Source organism: Pelagicoccus sp. SDUM812003, from assembly GCF_031127815.1.
Taxonomy (GTDB): Bacteria; Verrucomicrobiota; Verrucomicrobiia; order Opitutales; family Opitutaceae; genus Pelagicoccus.
On sequence record NZ_JARXHY010000002.1, the window covers coordinates 326,155 to 352,636 of the forward strand.

Consider the following 26,482-nt stretch of genomic DNA (forward strand, 5'->3'; position numbering starts at 1 on the left):
TCCATAAAGTGAATACGACGGCGTCAGCGCATTGGGAAGAGCTCACCTGGGAGGAGATCAGCGACCTGATCTCCTCCGGCACGGATGCCGCGATTCTCCCTATTGGAGCGACCGAACAACACGGCCCGCAACTCACGGTGGGCATGGACTCCTTGCTGGGACGTCACCTCTGCGCCAGCGTGGCCCAAAAAACCGGTGTACCCACCCTACCGCTTCTTCCCTACGGCTGCTCGCTCGGGCACTCCCACCGGTGGCCTGGTACCCTGGCCCTCAGTCCCCAGACGCTCATCTCCGTCGTTACCGACATCGCCGACTGGCTCTACCCAGCCGGAATCCGCAAGCTCTTCCTCGTCAACTCCCACGTCACCAACGAAGCCCCGCTGCGCTGCGCCCTGGAAATTCTCAGAGCTCGCTACGACGACCTTTGTATCGCTCTCTTCAACACAGGAAAGCTCACTCCCGAGATCGCGGCGACCTTTTCCGAGGACGCCGACGATTGGCACGCCAACGCCGCGGAAACCAGCCTCGTGCTCCATCTCGCACCCTCCTCCGTCCGCGCCGATAAGCTTGCCAGTTCCGACGATCCCGATCGCACCGGCGGCTGCGTTTTCTCCCATCCGGTGAATCGCACCAGCCTCAACGGCGTAACTGGATCCCCTAGCCAAGCGACCGCCGAAGCCGGCAAGACCCTCTACCAGCGTCTCGAAAAAGAGCTCGTTTCACTGATCAAAACAGGGCTCAGCGAGACACCGCCCCTGGAAAATTCCTACTTCCGAAATCCCGAAACCGCATGACCGCTCTCTCCAGCATCTACCAATCTCATAACAAAGCTCGCGGCTTTATTTACGAAGAGTCGTATCCATGGACCAACGACCAGCTAAACGCCATCCAGAGCAAGCTAGCGGAGGCTGGGGTTAAGTATTGCGTCGGCTCTTACGTCGACCTTCATGGCACGCCAAAAGGCAAGTTCGTCCCACTCTCCCATTTCGAGCACTTCGCCCACGGCTCCGAGCTCTACACCGGCTACGCCCTAGACGGCCTGGGACAAGCGCCCAACGACGACGAAATCGCTTCCGTGCCCGATCTCGGCATGATTATTCCACTTCCATGGAATCCAGAGGTAGCTTGGATTCCTGCCGACAACACCTTGCACGACAAGCCCTATGAGGTGAACGCTCGCGTCATCCTGCAAAAGGTGCTCAAGGAGGCCAAGGAGCTGGGCTTCGGCATGAATCTCGGCATCGAGTGCGAGCTCTTCGTCGTGAAACAGAACGAGGACGGCACGATCCAAATTCCGAATACGGACGACAACCTGACCAAGAGCTGCTACGACATCAAGCGCTTCATGGATCGCTACGACTGGCTGGACAAGATGGCCACCTCCATCGACGACCTTGGCTGGGGGCTCTATTCCTTCGACCACGAAGATGCCAACTCGCAATTCGAGTTCGACTTCAACTACGCCGACGCCCTCACCATGTGCGACCGCTTCACCTTCTTCCGCATGATGGCCAAACACTACGCCAGCGAAGAAGGCTTGCTCGCCACCTTTATGCCCAAGCCGTTCGCCGACAAAACCGGCAGCGGGGCCCATTTCAACATGTCGCTCTACGATCTAGAGACCGGTGAAAACCTCTTCAAACGCCCGCATTCCGAAGACCCGCGCGGACTCGGGGTCACCGAGCTGGCCTATCAGTTCATCGCTGGCATCCTCAAGCACGGCCCCGCCCTCTGCGCCACCTTCGCACCGACCGTCAACAGCTACAAACGCCTGGTGCGCCGCGGTCTCATGGCCTACTACTCCTGGGCACCTGTATTCAATTCCTACGGACGCAACAACCGCACCAATTCCCTGCGCGTCCCCATGTCGGGCGGTCGCGTGGAATCCCGCAACGCCGACGCCGCCTGCAACCCGTATCTCGCCGCGGCCCTCGCCCTCGCCGCCGGACTGGAAGGCATCAAAGAAAAGCTCGATCCGGGAAATCCGCAGGAGGTCAACCTTTACGAGCTTTCGCCCTCGGAAATGCAGGAACGCGGCATCAGCGAACTGCCCACGACACTCAAAGAGGCAGTCAACGCCTTCGCTTCCGATCCCTTCACCCGCCAGACCCTCGGCGACACCCTTTACAACGAGTTTGTCACCTACAAATCCGAGGAGTGGCGTCAATATCACCAAAGCATCGCCCAATGGGAGATCGATAGATACGCCCGCCTCTACTAACCCCAAGAAAATCCTTGCCGAAACCCACCAGAAAGGTATTACGTTTTTTGTATTTCGTAATACTTATGGACCTAGAAGAAATGAACGACCCAGCGGAACGCGTCAGTATCACTATACCACGCTCTGTGCTCGCTAAGTTTGACAGCATGCTCGCTCAGCGCGGCTTCGCCAATCGTTCCCAGGCCATCACGGAAATCCTCAACCGGGAAATCATCGAGGCCAGCAGCGATCAGGAAGACCAGGTCATGGCTGGCACCATCACCCTGTTCTACAATACGCGTCGCAACAATCTATTGGGCACCCTGAGCAAGATTCAACGCAAGCACCTCGCCGAAGTCATCAGTTCGCTCCACGTCCAGCTAGAGAATGACCACATCATGGAAGTCCTAGTGGTTCAAGGCCCCTCGCAAACGCTCCGATCGATCGCCAACGAGCTCATCACTTGCAAAGGCGTGAAAACCGGCAAGCTCAACCTGTCCTCCACCATCATGCCGCCTCTTCACCAGAAGCAGTCCTAATCAACCATTTTCCCTCATCACGTAAAATGTCACACATTCACGAAGAAACCCTCTCCCACTCCGGCATGTGGTCCAAGGTCATCAAGCGCGGCCGTTCGCTCAGAATCACCGACATCGAAGGCGGAGCCAACGTCGGCATGCTGCTCTACAACGCCTACGAGAAGCAGGAACGCTACAACATGCCCGACACCCTCAAGGGCCAGCACATCTTCTACCTCAAAGCCCCCTTCTGCATCCACTCCGACATGGGCCGGCTGTTCGCGGCGATCACTGAGGATACCTGCGGATGGCATGACACCGTTTGCGGAACTTCAGACGCCAAGTCGATTGAGGCTCAATACGGAACGGGCGACTATCAAAGCCTTCGCAACGACTTCTATCGAAATGGACGCGATTGCTTCCTGATCGAACTCGCTAAATGGGGCCTCGGAAAACGCGACCTCGTGCCGAACATCAACTGGTTCTCCAAAATCGTCTCCGATGAGGAGGGCAACTTGAGCTACGTCGAAGGGAACTCCAAAGCCGGCGACTACCTAGAGCTTCGCTTCGAACTGGATACCTTAGTCGTTCTCAACACTTGCCCGCATCCGTTGAATCCAAGTTCCGAATACAGACAGAAACAAGTCAAGCTCACCATTTCCGAGGCGACGTCCGTTTCCGCTGAAGATGCGTCATTGCAGATTCGCCCTGAAAACCTGAGAGCCTACCAGAACACCGCCACCTACAACGCTCTCCGCTTCTAAAAGTCCTCCCAGGAATATCACCAATCTCCACGAATCACTACATCAAATCCCATTCGCGCAATTGCTTCGCCATCTCCGGCAAGCCTCCGTCGTGGGCAGAAGAAACTTCAACATCCATGCTTAAAGAATCTCCACTCAATCCCGCGGACGCCGTCTACCGCCAAGTGATCAAAGCGGGCGACCACTGGACCCGCCTCATCAAAAAGGGCCAAACCTTCCGTATTCTCGACCTCGAAGGTAACCAAGCCGCGGATACGCTTTTCTACAACGCCCACGACCCGGTCGATCGCTACAGCGCCAGCGATACCATTCGCTTGCAGCGTAACCTCTACCTCACCACCGGAACCAAGCTCATCTCCACCGCAGGAAACGAGCTGCTCGAAATCACCGCCGACACTTGCGGACGTCACGACACACTGGGCGGAGCCTGCTCCCGCGAGTCCAACACCATGCGCTACGCCCTGGAAAAGGAACACATGCACGCCTGCCGCGACAGCTTCATTTGCGGACTACACGAACACAACGACGACCTCGGCAAGCGCGACATCACCTGCAACATCAATTTTTTCATGAACGTCCCCGTAACTCCCGAAGGCAAACTCACCTTCGCAGACGGCATCAGCGCCCCCGGCCGCTATGTGGAGATGGTTGCCCTCATGGACGTCATCGCTCTTATCTCGAACTGCCCGCAGCTCAACAATCCCTGCAACGCCTACAACCCGACCCCCGTCGAAGCCATCATCTGGGATTAGCTCCCACGAATCTCACCAATTTTCAAGAATTGGCTCATATCATTTCAAAATAAATTCGTGCCCATTCGTGGAATTCGTGGGCGAAAAAACCTCTCCAACACTCCCGTGTTTACCAAAGTCCTCATAGCCAATCGCGGCGAAATCGCCTGTCGCATCATCAAAACCCTTCGCAAAATGGGTGTGACCTCGGTGGCGATCTATTCCGACGCCGACAAGTTCGCCCGTCACGTGGAGCTAGCCGATGAAGCGATCCACATCGGTCCCGCTCCGGTTAAACAAAGCTACCTCAATACGACGGCCATTCTCCAAGCAGCCAAGTCCAGCGGAGCGCAAGCCATCCATCCTGGCTATGGACTGCTTTCGGAAAACGCCGACTTCGCCACGGCGGTCGAGAAAGCGGGTCTCGTTTTCATTGGTCCCACTCCGGAGCAAATGATCAAATTCGGCCTCAAGCACACCGCTCGCGAGCTGGCCATCGCGAACAACGCTCCGCTCCTCCCAGGTAGCGATCTCTTGGATACACTGGACGATGCGAAATCCGAAGCCGACCGAATCGGCTACCCGGTCATGCTAAAGTCGACCGCCGGCGGTGGCGGTATCGGTATGACCCTCTGCTGGAGCAAAACGGAACTGATCAAAGCCTATGATTCCGTGAAGCGCCTTGGAGAAAACAACTTCGCCAACGCCGGCATCTTCCTGGAAAAGTTCGTGCAGCGAGCCCGCCACATCGAAGCCCAGGTTTTTGGCGATGGAAAAGGCAAAGTCATCGCTCTGGGCGAACGAGACTGCTCCGTTCAACGTCGAAACCAGAAAGTCATCGAAGAAACGCCTGCTCCAGCCATCTCGCAGGAGCAGCGTACCGAGCTTCTCAATACCGCCGTGCGCCTAGCGAAAGCGGTCAACTACCGTTCAGCTGGCACGGTCGAGTTCGTCTACGACGTCGACGCTTCCCAATTCTACTTTCTGGAGGTCAATACGCGACTACAGGTCGAGCATTGCGTCACCGAAGAAGTCACCGGGGTCGATCTCGTGCAGTGGATGATCGAGCTAGCTGCGCAGGAGATGCCAGACCTCGATACTTTGAAAATAATACCATCCGGGTCCGCAATCCAAGCCCGCGTCTATGCAGAGGACCCAAACAAAACCTTTCAGCCCTCTTCCGGTCTGCTCACCGAAGTTCGCTTCCCCGATTCGGTCCGCGTCGACACCTGGATCGAAACGTCCACTGAGGTTTCCCCGTATTACGATCCTCTGTTGGCCAAGATCATCGTCAAGGCGGACAACCGGTCCAGCGCTATCGACGCGCTCGCCTCGGCCTTGGCCGACTCACGCGTCGAGGGCATCGAAACCAATCTTGAATACCTGGAAAACATCGTCGCGTCCGATGTATTCAACCAGGCGCTACACACGACGAAATTCTGTGATTCGCTCAAATACGAGCCTCATTCGATCGATGTGATCGAAGCGGGCACCCAAACCACGGTTCAAGATTATCCCGGTCGCGTAGGCTATTGGGACATCGGCGTTCCTCCGTCTGGTCCCTTCGATTCCTACGCATTCCGCATGGGCAACAAGTTGTTGGGCAATCCCGACCAAGCCGCCGGCCTGGAAATCACCGTCACCGGCCCCACGCTTGTCTTCAACCATGCCACCACCATTGCCCTAACAGGAGCCCCCACCAACGCGACACTCAATGGCGAAAGCGTGCCGTTCTGGACGCCTATTCAAATCAAGGCTGGCGACGAACTCGCAACTGGAAAAATAACCGAAAACGGCTGCCGTGCCTACCTGGCGGTCCAGGGCGGACTGGATGTTCCCGACTACCTCGGAAGCAAATCAACCTTCACTTTAGGCCAGTTTGGCGGCCATTGCGGCCGAACCCTCATGCCAGGCGACGTGTTGCACTTCAACCACCCGGCGCTGGGCAGCGATGAAGAAACGCGTTCCGAGTCCAACCTACAGGCTTTGGAGGAAACCCTTCCGTCCCAGATTCCAAACTACGGTCATCATTGGGAAATCCGAGTGCTCTATGGTCCTCATGGAGCGCCCGACTTCTTCACCGACGAGGATATTGAAACCTTTTTCGATACTCGATGGGAGGTACACTACAACTCCGCTCGCACCGGGGTTCGTCTCATCGGTCCGAAACCCAAATGGGCTCGCGCCGACGGTGGCGAAGCGGGCCTCCATCCCTCCAACATCCACGACAACGCCTACGCCATCGGCGCCATCGACTTCACTGGAGACATGCCGGTAATCCTCGGACCTGACGGCCCCTCTCTCGGCGGTTTCGTCTGCCCGGCTACCATCATAAAAGCCGACCTGTGGATGATGGGACAACTCAAGCCAGGCGACACCATTCGCTTCACCAAAGTCGACCAAACGACCGCCACGAGGCTAGAAGCGGCGCAGGAGCAGGTATTCCAAGGTAGGGCTGGATCGCCGAGCCAGCCGCAGTTCCCATCTTCCCGCTACGGCACCGAAGACGCCATCCTCGAAACCATCCCCGAGCAGCCAGTCCTCGATCGCCCTTCCGTCTGCTATCGTCGCTCTGGCGATAAGTATCTCCTCGTTGAATACGGCGAAATGAAGCTCGACCTGAACCTACGGTTCCGAGCCCACGCCTTAATGGAAGCCGTCAAATCTGCCGATATTCCAGGGATTCTAGAGCTCACGCCAGGCATTCGGTCATTGCAAATTCACTACGAAAGCTTGCAGATTCCGCTCGATGAGCTTGTCGACAAGCTCAAGATCATCGAAGACGTGCTTCCTCCCATCACGGAGATGACAGTGCCGACTCGCACCGTTTGGCTGCCGCTTTCCTGGGATGACGAAGCGACCCAGCTAGCGATCAAGAAATACGAATCGGTTCGCAAAAACGCTCCTTGGTGTCCGAGCAATATCGAGTTTATTCGCCGTATCAACGGATTGGATTCAATCCAAGATGTAAAAGACATCCTCTTCAACGCCAGCTACCTGGTGATGGGCTTGGGTGACGTCTACCTTGGCGCGCCCGTCGCCACTCCAGTTGACCCGCGTCACCGCCTCGTCACTACGAAGTACAACCCCGCACGCACCTGGACTCCGGAAAACGCAGTCGGCATTGGCGGAGCCTACCTCTGCGTGTATGGAATGGAAGGACCTGGCGGCTACCAGTTTGTAGGACGCACCGTGCAAATGTGGAATCGCTACAAACAGACCAAGGATTTCAAAGAAGGAAAGCCCTGGCTGCTCCGTTTCTTCGACCAAATCCGCTTCTACGAAGTCTCCGCTAAGGAGCTCTTGAAGATGCGAGAGGATTTCATCCACGGACGCTTCGAGCTGAAAGTCGAAGAGAGCGAGTTCAATCTTGCCGACTACAATCGATTCCTAGCGGACAACGACAATTCCATCAAAACCTTCAAAGCCAAGCAACAGGCAGCCTTCGACGCCGAACGCCAGCGTTGGATCGAAACCGGCCAAGCCACCTTCGTGGCCGATGAATCTGCAGGAGCACTCGCCGTAGAAGATGACATTCCCGAGGGCTGCTCTCCCGTTCAGAGCCATGTCCCTGGCAGCGTATGGAAAATCTGCGTACAGGAAGGCGACAAAGTGAAAAAAGGAGACACTCTCCTCGTGGTGGAATCCATGAAAATGGAAATCAACCTCACCGCTCCCACCGACGCCACCGTGGAAAAACTGCTAGCCGAAGAAGGCTCACCCACCAAAAAAGGGCAAACCCTCGCAATTTTGAGAACCTAAACCTCCCACGAATCACACCAATCTTCTCGAATAAATTCGCGCCCATTCGGGTCATTCGTGGGCAATCCTCTCATGAACATTTCTTTCGACATCACCACCCTCCGCGAAGGCTATCTCGCTGGCGACTACACTCCTACAGATATCATTCGCGAAGTCCTCTCCCGCATCGACGCGGGCGACTCCAAAATTTGGATATCCGTCGATTCCGCCAACCGTCTCCTTGAGCAGGCTGCCAAACTCGAAACGAAAGATCCAGCCTCCCTACCTCTCTACGGTATTCCCTTCGCAGTGAAGGACAATATCGATGTAGCGAATCTCCCCACCACTGCGGCCTGTCCAGACTACCGCTATTTCGCCTCCAAGGATGCCTACGTCGTCGCCCTGCTTCGGACCGCCGGCGCTATTCCAATCGGCAAAACCAATCTCGATCAGTTCGCCACGGGATTGGTCGGCGTCCGTTCGCCCTACGGCGTGCCAAGCAACGCCTTCAACCCTGATTACATCCCTGGCGGATCCAGCTCCGGTTCCGCCGTATCCGTCGCTCTGGGACAGGTATCCTTCTCTCTCGGCACCGATACCGCTGGCTCAGGGCGAATTCCAGCCTGCTTCAACAACCTGATCGGCCTCAAGCCCTCCCGCGGGCTCTTCTCCAACCGCGGAGTGGTCCCCGCTTGCAAGTCGCTAGATTGCGTATCCGTTTTCGCATACAATGCAGCGGATGCCCAAAACGTTTTCCGCATCGCTGCTTCCTTCGACCAACAAGACGCCTACAGCCGAGCGAACCCCACTGAACTCGCCGACACCCAAAAGGTTCACCGAAATGATCTACGGATGGGCGTTCCACTGCCGCATCAGCTGCAGTTTTTCGGCGACGAGGATTACCAAAACCAATACCTCGCGGCCGTGAAGCGGCTCGAAGGGCTCGGCTACCAAAGCAAGCTGATCGATATCGAACCGCTGCTCTCCGCCGCCCGACTGCTTTACGAAGGCCCATGGGTTGCGGAGCGCTACTGGGCCATTCGAGAACTCATCGAAACCGTCCCAGATTGTCTGCATCCGACCACTCGTGCCATCATCGAAAAGGGTATCGAAGGCACCGCCGTTGACGCCTTCGACGCGGCCTACAAATTGCAGGCCTTCAAACAGACCTCAGAGACGATCTGGCACGAGGTCGACTTTCTGGCCACTCCCACCGCGGGCACCCACTACACTATCGCCGAAGTCGAGGCGAATCCCATCCAATTGAATTCAAATCTCGGATACTATACCAACTTCATGAATCTGTTGGACATGTGTTCCGTCGCCACCCCTACCGGATTCACGCCGAAAAAGCTTCCCTTCGGCATCACCCTCATCGCTCCCGCTTTTCACGACGAAAAACTTCTGGTTATCGCGGACCGACTTCAGCAAGCGAGCGAGCTTCCACTTGGAGCCACCGAAAACAAACGCTACGGGTCCCTCAAAGCGCCTTCCTACGACAGCTTGCCCATTCTGGTCTGTGGCGCCCACATGAGCGGGCTTCCACTCAATCACCAGCTCACCGAGTTGGGCGCTGTATTCAATCGCTCCACACGGACCGCGTCCGCCTATCGCCTCTACGCCCTACCCGGAACGACGCCGCCCAAGCCTGGCATGATCCGCGATGCGGAAAACGGATCCGCTATCGACGTGGAGATCTGGGACCTGCCCAAAGGCCAATGGGCCGCCTTCATCGCCCAGATTCCCGCCCCGCTCGGCATCGCAAACATCGAGCTCGCTGATGGCTCTTTCGTAAAAGGCTTCTCCTGCGAAGCCTGGGCAGTTGAAGACGCGAAAGAGGTCACCCAGCATGCAAGCTGGAGGACATACCTCGAGACGGTTCAGGAAGTTTAGACACAGAAAGGCCGTCCTTCGAGGACGGCCTCTATTTGAGAAATCTTACGGCTGCCAGCGAGCGGTATTGCTGTCGCCATCCTTGATCACTGCGACCAGCTCGATTTCGATCAGGAGCTCGTGTCGGCACACATCCGCTTCCACGCAAACCAGAGGCATTTCAGGGATGCCGAGCAGTCGCAGGGCGCGCTTGTAGTCTTGATACACCTCCTGCGTTTTGCAGTACACCACGCCCATGTGAATGTCCTTTAGGCTACCACCTTGATCTTCCAGAAGCGCCGCAATATTCATAAGCGTATCCAAAGCTTGGATCTCAGCATTGCCAATGTATGTGCTCTCGCCCGCAGTGTTGATGCTGGCGGTACCGGAAACGTAAACCGTGCGATACCCTTCATGGGTCAGCACCATTCCGCGTGAGAATGCGGAACCGTAGCCAAAGGCTTGATGCTGGCGCGAAGTGGTGACGATCGGAGTCATTTCGATCCCTTTTTCACTGACATTCTTCACCGCCAATAGATCCAAGAAGCACTCTTCATTGCCGAAACGTCCTTGAATGCCAGTGCTCGCAGGATAAACGGGAGGCTTGCCAGTGGAAAAGATGCCCGCCTTCTTAAAATGCTCAGTGCGCACACGATTCAACTCACCATACCAATCCAGGAGTCGACGACAGTATATCCAGGTTCTGGCGACACGTTTGAAATCCATGCCGAAGTTGTCCAGCACCGACGAGCAGCGTTCGAACATGGTTTGGCACTGATCGGTCACGTTCGGCTTGTTCTCCTTGTCCTTTTCGTCGTAGCCATGGATCTGTGGCGAGTACAATAGCTCGAAATCCTTCGTCTTCCAGAGGAAGGACGGCGTTTCGGATTCGAAGTGCTTTTCCACCTTTATCGAATCGCTCTTCGCTACGATGCCCCAGATCTGCAGGCTCACAATGTCCTGTCCATCGAGGGGACGGCCTTCGACGTAAGTGAAGGGAAGGCTCTTGTCCAAACCCGCCTTTTCGAAGAGTTTTTCGCGAGCTTTGCAAAACGCGTCGAGCGCATCGGCGCTACCGTGAATCTTTTCCTGCAGGACCTGAATCTCCTTCTCAACAACCAGTTCGATAGCCTCCGCGTAGATGGCCGCGACTTGTTCTTCGACCGCCCCCACGTTGGGAGACTCTACCGTAATGTAGTAGTCTGAATAGGTTTCTCGCTCGACGAGCTTTGCAGTGAGCTTGGGTTTGATGTAAGTCTGTATCATAGTAGTAGGGGGGGAATTAGTTGTCTTTCACACAGCGGAAACCGATATCCGCATGCCAGTAGTTCGGGTTGCACCAAAGGCGCCGTGAGCACCTGAAATTGAAGCGAGCTTGCGATTCGTTTCCGCCAAATCCGCCTCCGCGGATGACCTTTCGCGTATCGTCCTCTCGTCCTTGATCGCCGGAACGCAGCAAGGCAACGGGACTGTAGGGCCCAGGAAGCTCGCCGTTCGCCAGCCCTTCCGGACCAGTGGGATCTTGAAAGTTAGTTTCTTGGCTGTAGTAGGATTCTCCATACCAGTCCTCTACCCACTCCCACACGTTGCCTGCCATGCCCACACAGCCGCTGGGGCTTGGGCTGAGTGTCTCGTGGTCGACCGGCTTCACCGAGGAAAACGCAAGCGGCCGCCACTCGTCTCCCCAGGGATAGCGCAAGGCCTTTAAACCTCTCGCCGCGCGCTCCCACTCCGCTTCAGTCGGAAGACGCTTTCCTTGGGCCAGAGCGTAGCCACGAGCATCTCGCCAGCTCATGCCACGGGCAGGCAGATTCGCTTGCTCGACCAAAGATTCGGAGATTCCGGGGAGGCTAGCGAGCTGGTCGGCTGACTTTCCTTCGACCTCAGCAAGCGGCAGCTCGAGCATCTCCGCCAAAGCGAAGCGGGCCGAAAGCGCCTTGCGCTTGCATCGCTCTCCCATGGTTTCTGGGGCTTTGGCTTCGAAATAGCGAATCATATCCAGAGAGCCCTCTACGCTGTGTCGATGCCAAGCCCCTTCGAGCTGCTCGTAGAGCTCTCTCTCCCGCACGTAGGCGGCAAACTGGCGATTGTTCACCTCGTATTTGTCGATCCAATACGCGGAGAGACTCACACGGTGGGCCGGAGCCTCGTCGTAATAGCCGTCATCAGCGCCCATTTGAAACTCGCCAGCGGGGATGAAGATCATTTCGGAATCGGAAGCGAAGCAGAGCGAGGCTCCACAAGTAGCTAAAATCGAAATGGCTAGTGTCTGTAGTCGCTTCATATTACAAATCCTTGACGCAACGGAAGCCGAGCGTGAATTTTCTGAAATCGGGTTCACTGCAACTGCGATCGGCGCAGCGGGTCTCGCTGGGGATGCTCTGCGAGCTTCCGCCTCTGACCACCCTGCTCTTCCCTGACTGAGGGCCGCTGGGGGAGCGAGCGGCGCTCTGCGGGTAGTAGTCCGCGCCATACCAGTCGGCACACCATTCCGCCACGTTGCCTGCCATGTCCGAACAGCCGAAAGGACTGTCGCTTCCCGAGAAACTGCCAACTGGAGCCGGGTAGATGTATCCATCGCGATCCACTCCCTGCACCCGGTAGTCGGTCCCTTTCATGTCGCCACCGATATTGCACAGGCCCCACTTCCATTCGTTGCCCCAGGGCCAGAGTCGCTGGTCCGTGCCGCGAGCCGCGAATTCCCACTCCGCTTCAGTCGGCAAGCGTTTGCCGGCCCACTTGGCATATGCGTAGGCATCGTACCAATCCACACCGACCACCGGCATATCATCGGCAAGAAAGGTCTGGTTGGAAAACGGAACCAAGGCTGCGGTGGCCGCGTCTCCTAGCAGCGGATTGTAGTCTTTCCAATACCGCGGAGTATGGTCCTTTCCAGCAGGCTGTTCAGGATGACGCACTGTATCGTCGCCGTATTCCGTCACCCAGTCCAAGAATTTTCGATACTGAGCGTTGGTCACCTCGTATTTATCGATGGCATAAGCCTTCAGCTCCACCTGATGGATCGGCTTCTCGTCGTCTAGGCGCCAGGCGCTCTGAGCCCGTGCGAGCAGGACGTGATAGGGGCGCAGGGGCTTGCCTTCGATCATCTTGTCCAGATCCGGATGTGTCGTCTCGTTTCCCATGAGAAACTGGCTCGCCGGGACAACGACCATTTCGGACCCATCCTTCTCATGCACGATAACGGCGCCCGCTTGGTGTGAGCTCGAGCTCGTCCCCTCTCCGCAGCCGTGAAACGCCAAAAGAGAAACGAGGCTAAGCGCTATACTGGAAATTTTGGATACGCTAGGCATCATTCGATAGAATTCATAAAGTTAACCAGGTCATCGATCTCCTGACGCGTGAGGTGGGAGGTGCCGCCATGAGTATCGAATCCGAGACGACTCTCCGAGATGAGGTGCATCTTCACGCGATCCTCCGCCGTAGCGAAGAGGAATGTCATATTGAAGCCTACCTCCTTTTTGTCGGGACGTTCTGGATACCCGCCGAAAAGAGGTTCGTACTTGAAGGTGCCGAGAGCGGGATGTCCTGGCGTTAGGGAAACCTCTCGCAGGTTGCGAGCGAGGCCGTTGTGCAGGAAGGAGGCTGGACGATCCCAGATGCCACGCAACGGGAAGGTGGTCAGGTGGCCTTGCTTGGCCTCCATGCGCCCTTGGTCCCATGGCTCCAGATCGCGGCGCTTCCCATTGTTGTAGTCCTCTCGATTCTTGCTGAGCAGAGTGAAGGATCCGTCTCGCACCGTGAACATGGTTACGGGTGGAATCGCTTGTTGCGGATTGTTTGGAAAGTCCTTTTTGGCGAAACTGGGGGCGGGATGACAAGAGACGCAGCCCACCTGCGGGTCCTCGAATACGAGCTGGCCGCGTTTGATCGATGGATGCTGATGATCGTAGGGATTGGGCAGTAGACGTGGCTCGTGCATTTGCCACTCGCCGATAAATCGCTGGAAGTCGCGCAGGTTGAACGACTTGCCAAACTGCTGTCGCGACAGCGTGCGAAACATCTCGTCGCGACGCTCTTCCAGGTCCACTTCATAGGCGGTGGTCGTATCCATCTTGGACTGGATATCGTCCTGACCGCTCATCGTGTAGTGGGCAGCGACTTTAGTGAAATCTCCTTGTGGCGAGAGAGCTCGGAAATCATCCGAGGGACAGTGCTCCAACATCATGGAGCGCGGTTCGTATCCAGAAATCACTCCTTCGAAGAAGAAGGGCTGAATGGCGAAAAGGCCTCGCATCTGCGGCACGTTCATAGCCCCGCCGATCATAATCGGACCGCTTTGAGCTTCCGCGTCCAAAAACTCCTGACCGAGAACCTGGCTCACGCCCCAGCTTCGACCATCGCTCATGTCCCGAGTATGACAGTGCAGGCAGGAAGTATCGCCATCTGAGGAATAGAAGGAGGTATGGGCCATGATCTCGCCTCGCTCAGCATTGGTGGCGGGCACCGGCAAGCGCAGGAGCGAGGGATCCACCGGAATCTCGTAGGAGCTTCCGCTCTCGCGATCGATCAGACTGAGCGAGCCTCCGAGGAAGTTCGCGGTGAGTAGTTTGTTTTCCGATACGGTTCCCGCTTTGCCTTCCTTGATGCCCTTGGGCATGAAACCAGTTGGATAGACAGCTTCCGGCACCAGGTAGTCGATAGGGTCGCTAGCGGTGGGATTGATGCGCCATTGCTGCACTTGGTTGCTGCCTTGCATGCTCACGAAGAGCCGATCGCCATCGATAGCGAGACGATCGGGAAACGCTCCGACCACGCGCATCAGAGCGGGAGGAATATCGCCTTTGATGTCGCCATAGGTCGACTCCGCGGAGTCCGATGTGTAGCGAACCCAAGCGCGATGGGCTTCGTACTTGTTGACCTTCAGGATATGTCGAAGACCTTCCTGGCTGTCGGCTTCGGGAATGTCCAAAGCGGAGATGTCGATGAACACGATATCGTTTTGGATATCGCGGAACTTGATCTCCAAGGTGCCATCGACCGCGTCAAACGGCCCTAGGATCTCCTGCTGTTCGCGCGGCAACGGCAAGCCGGTGCTGGGGTCGCGCCATACTGTGTATTGAGCCGCTGGATTCTCGGGATCCCAAGACTCGCCGCCAAATGGGTCGCGCTCCTTGGTCACTCCAAATCCGATGCCCATGGTAGAGACGATCAAGTAGTCGCGCCCTGTCTCGTCGCTGTGATAAACCGCCAGGTCGTTCACCGCGTTCTGCAGGTAGATGGCGCCGACTTCCTGTTGGCTCGCTGTATCCACGATGGAAATATCCTGCGTACCCGTGTTGCCCACGAAGAGGTAGCGCTCGTCGTCGCTCAAGGCGGTAGCGACCGGCTTGCTACGTTGGTTGCCCACAGGTATGCCAGGACCGGTGCCTCCTGCATCGATCCATTCGGTAAGCTGCTTCAATCGCTCATCCGTTTCCGGTTCCGGAAAAACGACCGTGCCCAAAGCGTGGCTTTGATACTTGGGCGTCATGTCAGCGTAGCCCCCTACTCGGCCAGGCAAGGCTGCGGTGAGCAATCGACTTTGCTTGGCATCCCCCGGCACGATATGCTCAAGAGCAGAGAGAAAGCTCTTCATCTGATCCGGGCCGGCGTAGAAACCGCCGCGCATGGCGTCGTGACAGCCGGTGGTGGCGCAGCTCTGATTGAGGATGCCATGGATGGAGGGTCCCATTTCAGATTCGGAGAAGAATGCCTTATCATCGAGCCCACCCAGCACTCGCATCCTGGCTTCGATGTCGGAGGCGCTGGCTTTGGCATCCACTAGGAAGACCTGATCCAAGTATCGATTCGCTAGATACAAAGTCTCACCGTCTTTGGAGAAGGAACCATCTTGGCAATAGTAGTCCAAGGCGATCTCGTCCACGAAGCGATCGCTCTGCGTATCCAACACCGCGGCGAAATTCGAAAAGCGGTTTACAACCAGCAGGTAACGCTCGTCCGGATGCTCGATCAGACGGATCGGCGAAGAAGCGGCATCCTGGGTCGAAGGGCCTTGAATCGGGATGCGTTTGATCACTCGGCGCTGGGCGATGTCGACCACAGCGATTTCGCTGCCGGGCTCGTATTCAGATCCTTGCAAGGTCAGATAAGCCTTGCTGCCATCCTGACTGAGGGCCACGTCGGAAGGATGGTCTCTGCGTGGCTGCGGCTCGGGGTTCGGATTGGGATTTCCCACCGGTTGCAGATTGCGCCGCGCAAACTCTCGCCCATAGGACCAGACCTCGCTGGTGAGCAATCCGAAGAGCGAGGGATTCGAGCTCTCGCCGACGTCCGCGTCTTCCATCTGCGGGATTCGAGCGGGGGCATTGCTTGCAGGGAACGTCCCCACTTCCAGTCCCAAAGTATAGGCGCCGAGAGCGAGTGGGATCCCGAGTTTGAGTAGATAAGTGCCTTTGTTCCGGAGCGTCATTACAAGGATTTGAGGTAAATGATCAGGTCTTGGAGTTCGGCGTCCGACAGTCCACTGGTCAGGCCATGCTTGTCGTCAGGGTTGTACTTGCGAAAGATCTCTTCGTAAGTCTCGGCGAATCCATGATGCAAATACGGGCCAGTGCGATAGGACTCGCGCAGCGAGGGAGTGTAGAAACGGGACCGCAGCTCGAAGGAGGCTTTCAGACCGAGGTCATGCTTGCGCATATCGGAAAAGGTAGGCGGCACATGGCAGACATGGCAGCGAGAACGATAGAAGATTTCCTTTCCCCTTTCCAACGCGGCGACGTCCTCGTTGAGGTAGGGATTCGGAGCGCGGCGTGGGTGACCGATGTACTCCATAAGGGCTTCGTGATTCTCTTCCGTAGGGATGAATCCCAGGAACCGTTGCCCCGCAGCTACTCCCGCATACATGTTGGCACGCACGCCTGACCACATGACCGGCGGCGTATCCATGGCGTCATGCAGCGACTTGGCGTTCTTGGGATTGCCCCGACCATCGTTGATCAAGTCCCAGTTCAAACCATCCGTTGTGGCGTCCTCCTGATGGCAGCTAGCGCAGCTGTAGTAGTTTTGCTGGCAAATGCGGGCGTCGTTGAAGAGCAGCTCTCCACGGCGCCAAAGCGTCATCTTCTTCTCCTCGCCTAGAGCGATCACCGCTTGCAGTTCGCCATCTTCAGCGTTCATCGCTGATATGTCGTTGGTAAAGTAGTTAGCTACGTAGAGGGTACCGCGCCGGGCGTCGAGAGCCATGCCACGCGGACCGTTCCCACCGGTTTGGACTCGTTTTCCCAGAGCCAAGCGATCGAAGACCTCCACGTCCTGCGAGAGACGAACCACCGCGTCGGCCTTGGTGGAAGCGACCAGATTCAATAGCTTGGGAAGATCGACGAAGGCGACCTCATGCACGCCGGAGAGCGTAACGTACAGGCGCTTCTGATCTGGAGAGATGAGCACGTCCCAAGGATTCGCCGCTCCATTGATCAAGCTATCCAGCGGCACCACCACGCAATGGCCCGGCTGATCCACCTTCATGACGTAGACGCCATTGGAGTTGATCCATCCTCGCTCGATTTGCATGGTGATCATCTCGTCGTGGGCGATGATTCCGGCGGCGATCAAATACTCCTCCGTATCAGTTTTCTCGATACCCTTTGTCAGCGATGAGCGCAGCATATGGCGTGACTCGCGCAGCTGCCCTGTATGGGCGTCGATCAAGCTGAGCTCGCGAGCCATGCCGTTGGTGACGGCGATCAGCCCCTTGCTCGGCAGCTCCGTGATAAAGCGAGGAGCTCGAGCCACGCTGGTTTCGAAAAGCTTGCTCAGATCCCGAGTGGCCAGACCTGTCACCGTGTTGGAAATCATGTTCGCGACATAGAGTCGCTCGCCATCCTGAGAGAGCGTCAGACCATAGGGCTCGTATCCGACCTTGACAGAGTCGACCACCGTCAAACTGTCCAGATCCACGACTTGGATACAGTAGTCGTACAGGCAGCTGACATAGAGCTTCGACTCGTCCTTTGACAGAACCGCGTCCGCAGGGAAACTTCCCAGCGCTAATTCACGAGTCACGCTCTGGGTCTCTAGGTCGATGACAGAGAGGCTGCTACTGGTATTGTTTATCACATACAGCTCGCCTCTCTTCTGCGAGAGCGACAGAGCGAGCGGCGAGTGGTAGCTCTCCTCCAGCCAAGGAGCGGTTTCGTCGCTGGAGAAAGCGTCTATCGCACCGCCCAGCGAGAGCAAAAAGCCAACGAAGAGAAACAGAATTTTGTATTCGCGACACATATACAAGCTCCTATGCAATGGGGTTCTCCGCTTCCTTGTCCTTGGCCTCGTGTCCGCGTAGCCACTTGATGTAGATGATTAGCTTTTCCAGCTCCTCGTCTGTCATCTGCTTGCGGTAGCCAGGCATCTGGATGACTTGGCGTTCGAGAAAATAGCGACCAACCGGGTGCTCCATCAGACGGGAGCTAGTACCCTTGAGAATCCACTCGCGCAGCTCGTCATCGTCTTTCACCAGTTCCTTGAAGTCCTCTCCATCCCAAGCTGGGATGATGCCGGTGAAACTCTTAGGGTTTGGCATGCCGCCCATGCCAGAAGGGCCATGGCAGCCGAAGCAGCCGAACTCGCGAGCCACGACGCTGCCTTCGTAAGCCTCGTCCGGCATGTTGGGAAAAAACTCCGCTACCGCCACGAAATAGGCCACCAGATCGTCAAGCTCCCGCTCCGAAACCAGGCCCTCGTAGGCCGGCATCGGCTCGATGTTCTCCGCTCGCAGGCCCTCGATCGGTGGGTGCTGCTCGTCATGAGGTTTTCCATACAGGATCCATTCGCGGATCTCCTGCTCGTTATCTACGTACATGACCGCGGTGCCTTTTTCCCAGCCCGGCATGCGACCGGCAGGGGAGATCGGATCGGGAATGCCGTTCACTCCATCGGGGCCGTGACACGCGAAGCAGCCCATCTCATGAGCCAGCTGCTTGCCGCGAATGGCTGGCGTGACCTCAGGCCGCCGAATCGCGTAGAGCGTGCCTACCGCGACAGCAAGCACGCCAGGGATGAGGAGCAGAAGCAGGCGACTTTTGAGGAGCTTGCCACCGCAACAACGTAAAAGGGAGGTTTGGGGATACGCGGGCATACGCAGGGCCCAAAAGCGTATAAGGAACCCTTTTCGTCAATTTCCGTGGGGTAAGCTGCCGTTATACCGGGGTGGATCGCAATTGCGATAAAACCGCCTAATCCACTGGAAAACAGCTACTTATTACGCCCATCGTTCCGGCTGAATCCTAGTCCAATCGGCCCGCTTGGGAATGGTGGCGAACGCGTTGTTTCCGATGGACTGCTTAGAGATGGGCGAGCCCCTACTCCACTCCGCTATCGATTTCCTGGATCTGGGTCGTCACCGAATACTGCTTTCCTTGCCGGTAGAAAACGATCTCCACCTGCTCGCCCGCCTTTTTCAGGTCGAAGGCGTGATAGAGATCGTCCACGTTGCGAATCGGGGCGCCATTGACGCCCTGTAGTACATCTCCCAATACAATTCTTCCCATACGGTCGCGCGTCGTTCCCTGAAGCCCCGCCTTTTCAGCGGGGGATCCCGGCAGGACCTCGCGCAGGAGCACTCCCTCGATGCCCAACCTGCTAGCGAGCCCGGCGAAGCTCTGGTCGCTAAAGACGGTCACCCCAATTCCAGAACGGATCGGTCGTCCGAATTCTATGATCTGCCCCACGATGCGCTTGATGGTGTTGGACGGGACGGCGAAGCCGATACCGGTGGAGTCGCGCAGGATCAGCGTATTCATTCCGATGAGACGACCTTTGCTATCGAGCAGCGGACCGCCGGAATTACCGGGATTGATCGCCGCGTCGGTCTGGATCATATCGCGAATGGTCACGTTTTTCACGATCGAGGTCATGCTTCGCCCTAGAGCGGAAATCGTGCCCACGGTCAGCGTATGGTCGAGGCCGAACGGATTGCCGATGGCGATGCTCTTCTGTCCAACCAATATCTTGGAGGAATCCGCCACCAGCTCGCCCAGCGGAGTGACGTTGGTTTCCACCAGATCGATTTTCAACACAGCCAAATCCTTGCTGGGCTCCACCCCGACCTTGACCGCCTCGTAGGTGTTGCCGTCGATCAGCGTAACCGCGATGCGATCCGCCTGCTGCACCACGTGGTAGTTGGTCACGATGTGTCCGCGAGCATCCCAGAGAAAACCGGAACCGGTATTTTGGGGAATCTCCGACACGGTCCAGGTGCGGATGTCGAACTGATTCTGTATGTTATGGACGAATACAACGGCTGGGGACGCTTTCTGAAAAACCTCGATGGTATTGCGTTCGCCCGGCAAGAACGTCTGATCCGTGGGTCCGCCGCTTCGAGCGCCATCGCGCGTCCCCTGATGAGTCTCTTCGAAGAGGTAGTTGGCCACGTAGGTGACGAGAAAGACGCAGATCGCGAAAAGCAGGAAGGGAAAGACGAAGCGGTAGGGTTTGCTGGAATTCGACATGGTTGGGAGTGACTGTCTTCTGTCTAGAGCAGATCTTCGCGGGAGCAAGGAAAGCCCGAACACGGAAATCAAAAAGAGATTGTCGCAGCCCTGCGGCGACCTAGACTGTTCGTTTTCATGAGCTGCGAAAACGAACACTTCGACGCCGCGATCTCCTCGCTGAAGCGCGAGCGCTACCGCATCACCGAGCCACGAAAGGCCCTCCTGCGCCTGCTCGTCGATAGCGAGCGGCCCCTGAGCGCCGAGGAGGCGCACGATCGATTGGGCTCCAGCGACTACGATCTGGTCACCGTTTATCGCAATCTCGAAACCTTCGAAACGGCAGGAATCGCCACTCGCATCCTAACCGAGTCCGGAAAGTCGCTTTTCGAGCTCAATCGCTCCGAACACCACCATCACCACATCATCTGTCGCAAGTGCCACCGAGCCGAGCGGCTCGACCACTGCGAGATCGAAAAGCTGGAAACCTTGGCCACCAAGCTCGGCTTCACCGAAGTCACCCACGTGCTCGAGCTCTACGGCGTCTGCGACGATTGCCGCTAGGCGAGTGAAACGGGCCCGCTCCCTAGCCGTGCGAGCAGCAAGACCGACGACAGCTCGGCCGATGCCAATGCCAGTTCTTCCAATGACCCATCACGAAAACCAGCCCACCCGCTAGCGTCGCTACCGGGTGAAACTCCTCGCTCAGGAACGGACGCACGCAGGCGAAAATGGCCACGCCTAGAAGCAGGAACCAAAAGATCTGCTTGCGGCGATGGCGAAGGTAGCCGCGCCAGTAGCCCCAGGTGGCGACCAGAAAGATGATGCCCATCATCACCCATTCGAATTCGTGATCAGCCACGAAATCCAATCCGATCAAAGGCAGGATTCCAATCAGAAGCGGCACCGAGAGGCAGTGAATGGCGCACAGCACCGACAGCGAGATCCCCAGCAGGTCCCACGTCTTGTTGTCTCCGATCTCCTCGCTCTCACGCATTTTCCCATGCAAGAATGAAACCGCGGGGTAATGCAAGGCATTTGCATGTAATATCGCTATAAATTTGCGTTTAGAGCAAGACTCCCTGCTGCGAAGCGGGTTCGAGGTTCTAGGCTCCTTGGCGGGCGAGCAGCTGCACTCGCTGGTCCTTGCGGCAGAGTTCGATGCTGTTGATCGATTCGAGCGTCGGCTCCAGGCTGGAGAGTCGAATGGGTTTTGGGATGTATCCTTGCGCTCCCAGCCGTCGAGCGGAGGAACGGTCCCGCGGATCGGTGGAGGTCGAGCAGATGATCACCGGAATTCCGGCGAAACGCTCATCCTGCTTCATCAACTGGAGAAACTCGAACCCATCCATCACCGGCATGTTGATGTCCAGAAGGATGAGGTCGATGGCGCTGCGGTTCTCGTCCTCGAGCAATGCGAGGGCCTCCGCTCCATTGTTGACCGCCTGGATGTTCATTTCCAACTGATCAAGCTTCTGCAACATCATACGGGTCAACATGATATCGTTTGGATTATCCTCCACGTGCAGCACGTTTGCGATGCGCTCGACGTGTTGGCCTTGAGGCTTCGAGCGATACGAACGCTTGGCTTCGAGCTCCACACGCGGATTGGAGGCCGCTGGCAGGGAGAACCATACGCAAGCCCCTTCGGCCCTGCCTCCCTCGAAACCGATTTCGCCTCCGTTCTTCGAAACGATCTTCCGGCAGATGCTCAAGCCCAACCCGGAGCCCTTTCGATGTCCGTCGGAAAGGCGCTTGAAAGGCTGGAACACCCTTTCCTGGAAGCGTTCAGGGATGCCGGGGCCATTGTCTTGCACGCGAAAAACCACAGACTCGCCCTCGCGCCTTCCCGATATGGAGACCCTCGCCAGCTCCCGGTCGCTGTAGTTCAGGGCGTTGCTGATCAGGTTTTGAAACAGCGTGACCGCTTGCGGCTGGTTGGCTTCGACCCAGGGCAGGTCCTCGATCACGATCTCGTTGGGAATCTCCTCAAGCAGATTCGACAGGTTGTTCAGGGCCTGATCCACCAGGTCATTTCCATCGTAGGATCTCCTATTCTCGCTGAGGCCGTCCTCCTCGATGCAAGTGTAGTCATGCACCATATCCACCAAGCGAGACATGTGCTCCGCCGTGCTGGCGGTTCGCTCCAGCAGCTCTCGGTTCTCGCCGCCGATCTCCGAACTGCCCATGATGATCTCCATGTAGGAACGGATCGAACGCACCGGTTCCTTCAGGTCGTGAGCCAAGGCCCGCGTGAACACTTCCAAGGTGTCCCGCTGCTCGTTCACCTTCTGAATCAAGGCCTGGCGATGGCAGGCGTTTAGAATCACTTGATGCAGGATCTCTTCGTTGACCGAAGATTTGCTGATGTAGTCCTGCGCCCCCATGCGCAGCGCCTTCACCGCTACGTCCTGACTGCCCAAGCCCGTCAGGAAGATCACTGGGATATTGGGATAGCGCATCCGAACCTCGGTCAGCACCTCCAGCCCATTGCGCCCCGGCAGCGAGTAGTCCAGCAGCAAGCAGTCAGGCTTCGAATGCTCCAACTCCTTTAGGGCCGATTCGCCATCGACCGCCTCCTCGACTTCGTATTCAAAATCCCTTACCTTTTTGAGCGCCCTGACAAAGGCGTCCCGATCGTCTTCGTTGTCATCCACCAGCAGCACCTTCTTCGACGGAGCAGCCGCTTCGCCCGGGGAAAGCTCTTGATCGAAGTCGATGGTCCGGCCGCTCCCGCGTGGAGATTGTCCAGCCTCGCTCTCAATCGCCGCCTTCAGCAGTTTCTCCAACTCCTGGCCCTGCTGCTTCGGTATGACCAGCGCCGGCAAGCTCGGCCTGGCCCGCTGGATCTGCAGGATGGTTGATCGAATCTCGTCCGTGGACAGCGAGAAATCGAGCAAAACCAGGTCCGGGGGATCCGATTCGATGCCGTGACCGTCCCACTGCTCGAAGGCTTCGAATTCGAAACGAAAAGCCGCTTTGGAGCGCCACTGCGTCGCGATCTCCTTGATTTGGTCGGGAGAAAGCTCTTTGAGCAGCACGAGGATCTTGTATTCGCTTTTCGAGGTCATTTTCAATTTGGGAGAAGCGCCACGCCAAACCAGTAGTCCCGCAAGCGAACCGCCGCCTTGACCAGATTGTCGAATTCCACCGGTTTCTGGATATAGGTGCTGGCCCCCTCGTGATAGCAGAAGTCCACGTCCAGCTCGCTCGATGAAGTGGTCAGCACGATCACCGGAATGCTGCAGACTTTCGGATCCTTCTTGATCTCCTTCAGGGCGCTTCGCCCGTCCATGCCTGGCATGTTCAGATCGAGCAGGATCATGCAGGGCAGCTCCTCCGGTGGCCCGTCCTTGCGCTGCTGCAGGAAATCCAGGCCTTCTCGAGCGTTCTTGCACCAATGGATGGGGTTCATGAGCTTGGCCTGTCGAAAGCTGCGCTCGGTGGCTTCGTAGTCGTCGTAGTTGTCTTCGATCAACAAGATCGGTCTGAGACTTCGCTGCTTATTCACTTCTCGCTCCTCTCTCGACTCGATCGAGCCTGGGCGCTTTCGCACAGGGTGAAGTAGAAGCAGCTGCCCTGCCCCAACGCTGACTCCAACCAGATCTCGCCCTTGTGGCGCTGCACGATCTTCTTGACGAAGGTCAGCCCCGCCCCCGTGCCCTTGGACTCGTCCTCCTCATTGTTCAGTCGCTTGAACATGCGAAAGATGTCCTCGTGAAAGCTCGGATCGATTCCGTATCCATTATCCCTGACGTAAAACACGTTTCGCTTCCCATCGATCTCATCCAGAAACCCGATCTCCACCTTCTTGCGCGGAGCGTCGTTGTACTTGATGGCGTTGGTGATCAGATTTCGAAACACCTCCTTCACCCGCACGCCATCGCATACCACTTGCGGCAAGCGCTCCGCTACCACCACTTCCGCATGCTGTTCCTCCAGCGTCGTCTCCATCATCATGCAAATCTCAGAAACCATGTGATTCAGGTCCGTCTTCTGGATGGCCAGATCCTGGCGACCGAGCCGGGAGAAATAGAGAAGGTCGTTGATGAGCGCCTCCATGCGTCCGCAGAGGTAGCGCATCCTCCTGAGCCGCTTCGATCCGTCCGCTTCGATCTTTTGGCCGTAGTCTTCCTCCAGGAACCGCGCGTTGTTGGTCAGACCGCGCAGCGGCTCCTTCAGGTCGTGCGAGGCAATGTACGCGAAGTCGTCGAGCTCGCGGTTGCTGACGCGCAGCGACTCGATCATGCGCACACGCTCCTGCTCCGCTTCCTTGCGATCCGTGATGTCTCGAATGATGCCCACGAACATCTGCTTGCCGGATACCTCCATCTCGCTCACCGCCAGATCCATGGGAAAGACCGAGCCATCCTTGCGACGAGCCGCCACCTCGCGACCGATGCCGATGATCTTTCGCTCCCCTCCATGGCGATAGTTGGAGAGGTAGCCGTCGTGTTCGGAGTGATACGGCTCGGGCATGAGCACCTTCACGTTTTTCCCGCAGACCTCATCCGAACGGTATCCGAATATCCGCTCCGCCGCGGGATTGAACGATTGGATGCAGCCGCGATTGTCAATCGTCACCAACCCATCGATGACAGCGTGCATCACCCCCGTCAGCTCCTCGGTCAAGCGCTCCGCCTTCTTGCGCTCCGTGATGTCCCGCACGATTCCCACATAGAGCTCGTCCTCCGCGATCTTCATGGAACTGATCCCCAGCTCGATCGGAAAGACCGACCCATCCTTTCGCTTGGCCTGCAGCTCCCGCCCGGGCACCCCCATCACCTTGGCATTGCCGGTGGCGTGGTAGTTCTTCAGATACTGGTCATGCTCCGAGTGATACGGCTCGGGCATCAGAACGCTCACGTTTCGCCCCACCAGCTCCTTAGCCTGGTAGCCAAACACCTTTTCCGCCGCCCGGTTCACGGACATGATGCGCCCCTTGCGATCGATGGCGATGATGCCGTCGACCACGGTGTCCAAAATCGCTTGCAGAAAGTCCTTGGGCGGTGACGCCGCAGGACTTTGCTTGTCGTCGGGATCGAGCATTGATGAAAAAGGCGTTGGATTCGGGAAACTGGGCCGCGGGGCCGGGCCCAGCAGCTCGAGGACCACTGATGCGGTTTACGAATCGGGCAGCCTACTGCCCATCCCGCCCAGCGTCAAGGAGCGGAAGCAGACTTTCACGCAAGCGGAATCACGTATCGTGTTTCGCCCTATCTATCGCCTTGACGCCATTCGAGACGCTGGCAGGAGCGGCGCGCCCCCCGTTCAAGCCCCGGAAGCGACCAGCAGCTCCGCCTTGCGCTGCATGACCCATTTCTCGATCCGGTCCAGGGCCTGCGGGTACTTGGGATCGTCTTTTTTCATGCGATCCAAAATACCGATCGCGGCCACCGCGTAGTCGTTGGGGATGGCCGTCGGCAGCGTGTCGAGCTCCCTGGGGTCCATCTCGCCGTTTCGGATCATCTGGCGAGCTTCCACCTCCAGCTCGTTGCGGGTTCCGCCCGCGGTATCGGTGATGTTCGCGTTCTTCTTAGATGGCGCCCCGCCACCGCCGCCGGACGGCTCGCCCGAGCTGCCGTCGTTCTTCTCGCGCTCCTCGCCCCCGTGACGCGGCGAGCGCTCGACGCTGCTCGGGTAGCTCTTCCCGTCCTTTCCGATCACCAAATCCGGATTGTCCAGCCCCATGGACTTGCGCACGCGGCGGACCAATTCGATGGAAACCTTGCAGATGTCCGCCAAGTAGGCGTTGGAGCGATCCGACCATTCCTCCAGCGCGATCTCCGCCGCGTGCCGCTTGTCGGCATTGGTGCGATAAAGCCCGTTGGTGGCGTTGGCTCCGAGGGCCGCGATCAGAGCGTCCGTGCGCGAACCTTCGTGCACCTCGGCGAGTATGTCCTTCTCCTCGAGACGCTTGGCCGCGAGGAAGCGATGGAAACCGTCGGCCAGAAAATACTTGGAGCCATCATAGTAGAGCGAAATGGGAGGGAACTCCGCCCCTTGCTTCATGTTTTCAGCATAGCCAGCGATCGCTTCGTCGTTGGTTTCCACCCGGGTCTGGGTGCCTGCGTAGATGTCGATTTCGTCTAGATTGATTCGTTGGAGGCTCATGTAGTGAGAAAATAAATACTGTTTTTCCTAAAAATGGAGTTTTGGGAGGGCCACAGGTTCAGGCTTGCGTGGAATCTGGCAATGAAAATCCCGAGCAAAT

Annotated in this window: 20 protein-coding genes; 8 read left to right on the forward strand and 12 right to left on the reverse strand. The window is 57.3% G+C overall.

The window, feature by feature from the left end:
* Positions 1-8 precede the first annotated feature (8 nt).
* From QEH54_RS03615 to atzF, 7 genes are all read left to right on the forward strand, one after another.
* Positions 9-794 (forward strand): creatininase family protein, encoded by a 786-nt coding sequence (locus QEH54_RS03615; RefSeq protein WP_309017259.1) that lies wholly within the window; start codon positions 9-11, stop codon positions 792-794.
* Positions 791-2,221: a type III glutamate--ammonia ligase gene (gene glnT / locus QEH54_RS03620; RefSeq protein WP_309017260.1), complete on the forward strand. Its 1,431-nt coding sequence runs from the start codon at positions 791-793 to the stop codon at positions 2,219-2,221. Before QEH54_RS03615 ends, glnT begins: the two co-directional genes overlap by 4 nt.
* 80 nt (positions 2,222-2,301) lie before the next feature.
* Complete coding sequence (gene nikR / locus QEH54_RS03625) at positions 2,302-2,739, forward strand: nickel-responsive transcriptional regulator NikR (protein WP_309017261.1); 438 nt, start codon at positions 2,302-2,304, stop codon at positions 2,737-2,739.
* 26 nt (positions 2,740-2,765) lie between these two features.
* Positions 2,766-3,482, forward strand: coding sequence for an urea amidolyase associated protein UAAP1 (locus QEH54_RS03630; RefSeq protein ID WP_309017262.1), 717 nt, complete (start codon positions 2,766-2,768; stop codon positions 3,480-3,482).
* A 116-nt stretch (positions 3,483-3,598) separates the two neighbouring features.
* Positions 3,599-4,234: an urea amidolyase associated protein UAAP2 gene (locus tag QEH54_RS03635; RefSeq protein WP_309017263.1), complete on the forward strand. Its 636-nt coding sequence runs from the start codon at positions 3,599-3,601 to the stop codon at positions 4,232-4,234.
* A gap of 105 nt (positions 4,235-4,339) precedes the next feature.
* Positions 4,340-7,975: an urea carboxylase gene (gene uca / locus QEH54_RS03640; RefSeq protein WP_309017264.1), complete on the forward strand. Its 3,636-nt coding sequence runs from the start codon at positions 4,340-4,342 to the stop codon at positions 7,973-7,975.
* Positions 7,976-8,047: 72 nt separating this feature from the next.
* A complete protein-coding gene (gene atzF, locus QEH54_RS03645) occupies positions 8,048-9,847 on the forward strand; it encodes an allophanate hydrolase (protein ID WP_309017265.1) in 1,800 nt (599 codons plus the stop codon).
* Positions 9,848-9,892: 45 nt separating this feature from the next.
* On the opposite strand, the gene QEH54_RS03650 is transcribed toward atzF, so the two are convergent.
* The 7 genes from QEH54_RS03650 to QEH54_RS03680 form a co-directional block, all read right to left on the reverse strand.
* A complete protein-coding gene (locus QEH54_RS03650; RefSeq protein WP_309017266.1) occupies positions 9,893-11,092 on the reverse strand; it encodes a Rid family hydrolase in 1,200 nt (399 codons plus the stop codon).
* Positions 11,093-11,108: 16 nt separating this feature from the next.
* Positions 11,109-12,110, reverse strand: a complete 1,002-nt coding sequence (locus QEH54_RS03655) for an SUMF1/EgtB/PvdO family nonheme iron enzyme (protein ID WP_309017267.1) — start codon at positions 12,108-12,110, stop codon at positions 11,109-11,111.
* Between the two features lies 1 nt (position 12,111).
* Positions 12,112-12,999: a formylglycine-generating enzyme family protein gene (locus QEH54_RS03660; protein ID WP_309017268.1), complete on the reverse strand. Its 888-nt coding sequence runs from the start codon at positions 12,997-12,999 to the stop codon at positions 12,112-12,114.
* 137 nt (positions 13,000-13,136) lie between these two features.
* Positions 13,137-16,256: a hypothetical protein gene (locus QEH54_RS03665; protein ID WP_309017269.1), complete on the reverse strand. Its 3,120-nt coding sequence runs from the start codon at positions 16,254-16,256 to the stop codon at positions 13,137-13,139.
* Complete coding sequence (locus QEH54_RS03670; protein ID WP_309017270.1) at positions 16,256-18,064, reverse strand: cytochrome c peroxidase; 1,809 nt, start codon at positions 18,062-18,064, stop codon at positions 16,256-16,258. The genes QEH54_RS03665 and QEH54_RS03670 overlap by 1 nt, the downstream gene beginning before the upstream one ends.
* Positions 18,065-18,074: 10 nt before the next feature.
* Positions 18,075-18,917 (reverse strand): c-type cytochrome, encoded by an 843-nt coding sequence (locus QEH54_RS03675; protein ID WP_309017271.1) that lies wholly within the window; start codon positions 18,915-18,917, stop codon positions 18,075-18,077.
* Between the two features lie 223 nt (positions 18,918-19,140).
* The gene (locus tag QEH54_RS03680) at positions 19,141-20,289 is read right to left on the reverse strand and encodes a trypsin-like peptidase domain-containing protein (protein ID WP_309017272.1); all 1,149 of its coding nucleotides are present in this window, start codon (positions 20,287-20,289) and stop codon (positions 19,141-19,143) included.
* A 117-nt stretch (positions 20,290-20,406) separates the two neighbouring features.
* On the opposite strand from QEH54_RS03680, the gene QEH54_RS03685 reads away from it, so the two are divergent.
* Positions 20,407-20,832 (forward strand): Fur family transcriptional regulator, encoded by a 426-nt coding sequence (locus QEH54_RS03685; protein ID WP_309017273.1) that lies wholly within the window; start codon positions 20,407-20,409, stop codon positions 20,830-20,832.
* Positions 20,833-20,854: 22 nt separating this feature from the next.
* Here QEH54_RS03685 and QEH54_RS03690 read toward each other — a convergent pair whose 3' ends face one another.
* From QEH54_RS03690 to QEH54_RS03710, 5 genes are all read right to left on the reverse strand, one after another.
* Complete coding sequence (locus QEH54_RS03690) at positions 20,855-21,265, reverse strand: MerC domain-containing protein (protein WP_309017274.1); 411 nt, start codon at positions 21,263-21,265, stop codon at positions 20,855-20,857.
* Between the two features lie 109 nt (positions 21,266-21,374).
* On the reverse strand, positions 21,375-23,339 hold the full coding sequence (locus QEH54_RS03695) for a response regulator (RefSeq protein ID WP_309017275.1): 1,965 nt from the start codon (positions 23,337-23,339) through the stop codon (positions 21,375-21,377).
* Positions 23,340-23,341: 2 nt separating this feature from the next.
* Positions 23,342-23,779, reverse strand: coding sequence for a response regulator (locus QEH54_RS03700; RefSeq protein ID WP_309017276.1), 438 nt, complete (start codon positions 23,777-23,779; stop codon positions 23,342-23,344).
* A complete protein-coding gene (locus tag QEH54_RS03705; protein ID WP_309017277.1) occupies positions 23,776-25,317 on the reverse strand; it encodes a PAS domain S-box protein in 1,542 nt (513 codons plus the stop codon). The genes QEH54_RS03700 and QEH54_RS03705 overlap by 4 nt, the downstream gene beginning before the upstream one ends.
* A 222-nt stretch (positions 25,318-25,539) precedes the next feature.
* The gene (locus QEH54_RS03710) at positions 25,540-26,382 is read right to left on the reverse strand and encodes a ParB/RepB/Spo0J family partition protein (protein WP_309017278.1); all 843 of its coding nucleotides are present in this window, start codon (positions 26,380-26,382) and stop codon (positions 25,540-25,542) included.
* Between the last annotated feature and the right edge of the window lie 100 nt (positions 26,383-26,482).

Coding starts and splice junctions, on each gene's coding strand:
- QEH54_RS03630 (WP_309017262.1), top strand. CDS start 2,766: ATGTCACACATTCACGAAGAAACCCTCTCCCACTCCGGCATGTGGTCC.
- nikR (WP_309017261.1), top strand. CDS start 2,302: ATGAACGACCCAGCGGAACGCGTCAGTATCACTATACCACGCTCTGTG.
- QEH54_RS03675 (WP_309017271.1), bottom strand. CDS start 18,917: ATGCCCGCGTATCCCCAAACCTCCCTTTTACGTTGTTGCGGTGGCAAG.
- QEH54_RS03655 (WP_309017267.1), bottom strand. CDS start 12,110: ATGAAGCGACTACAGACACTAGCCATTTCGATTTTAGCTACTTGTGGA.
- atzF (WP_309017265.1), top strand. CDS start 8,048: ATGAACATTTCTTTCGACATCACCACCCTCCGCGAAGGCTATCTCGCT.
- QEH54_RS03650 (WP_309017266.1), bottom strand. CDS start 11,092: ATGATACAGACTTACATCAAACCCAAGCTCACTGCAAAGCTCGTCGAG.
- QEH54_RS03680 (WP_309017272.1), bottom strand. CDS start 20,289: ATGTCGAATTCCAGCAAACCCTACCGCTTCGTCTTTCCCTTCCTGCTT.
- QEH54_RS03660 (WP_309017268.1), bottom strand. CDS start 12,999: ATGGTCGTTGTCCCGGCGAGCCAGTTTCTCATGGGAAACGAGACGACA.
- QEH54_RS03690 (WP_309017274.1), bottom strand. CDS start 21,265: ATGCGTGAGAGCGAGGAGATCGGAGACAACAAGACGTGGGACCTGCTG.
- QEH54_RS03670 (WP_309017270.1), bottom strand. CDS start 18,064: ATGTGTCGCGAATACAAAATTCTGTTTCTCTTCGTTGGCTTTTTGCTC.
- QEH54_RS03685 (WP_309017273.1), top strand. CDS start 20,407: ATGAGCTGCGAAAACGAACACTTCGACGCCGCGATCTCCTCGCTGAAG.
- QEH54_RS03635 (WP_309017263.1), top strand. CDS start 3,599: ATGCTTAAAGAATCTCCACTCAATCCCGCGGACGCCGTCTACCGCCAA.
- QEH54_RS03665 (WP_309017269.1), bottom strand. CDS start 16,256: ATGACGCTCCGGAACAAAGGCACTTATCTACTCAAACTCGGGATCCCA.
- QEH54_RS03695 (WP_309017275.1), bottom strand. CDS start 23,339: ATGACCTCGAAAAGCGAATACAAGATCCTCGTGCTGCTCAAAGAGCTT.
- QEH54_RS03705 (WP_309017277.1), bottom strand. CDS start 25,317: ATGCTCGATCCCGACGACAAGCAAAGTCCTGCGGCGTCACCGCCCAAG.
- glnT (WP_309017260.1), top strand. CDS start 791: ATGACCGCTCTCTCCAGCATCTACCAATCTCATAACAAAGCTCGCGGC.
- QEH54_RS03710 (WP_309017278.1), bottom strand. CDS start 26,382: ATGAGCCTCCAACGAATCAATCTAGACGAAATCGACATCTACGCAGGC.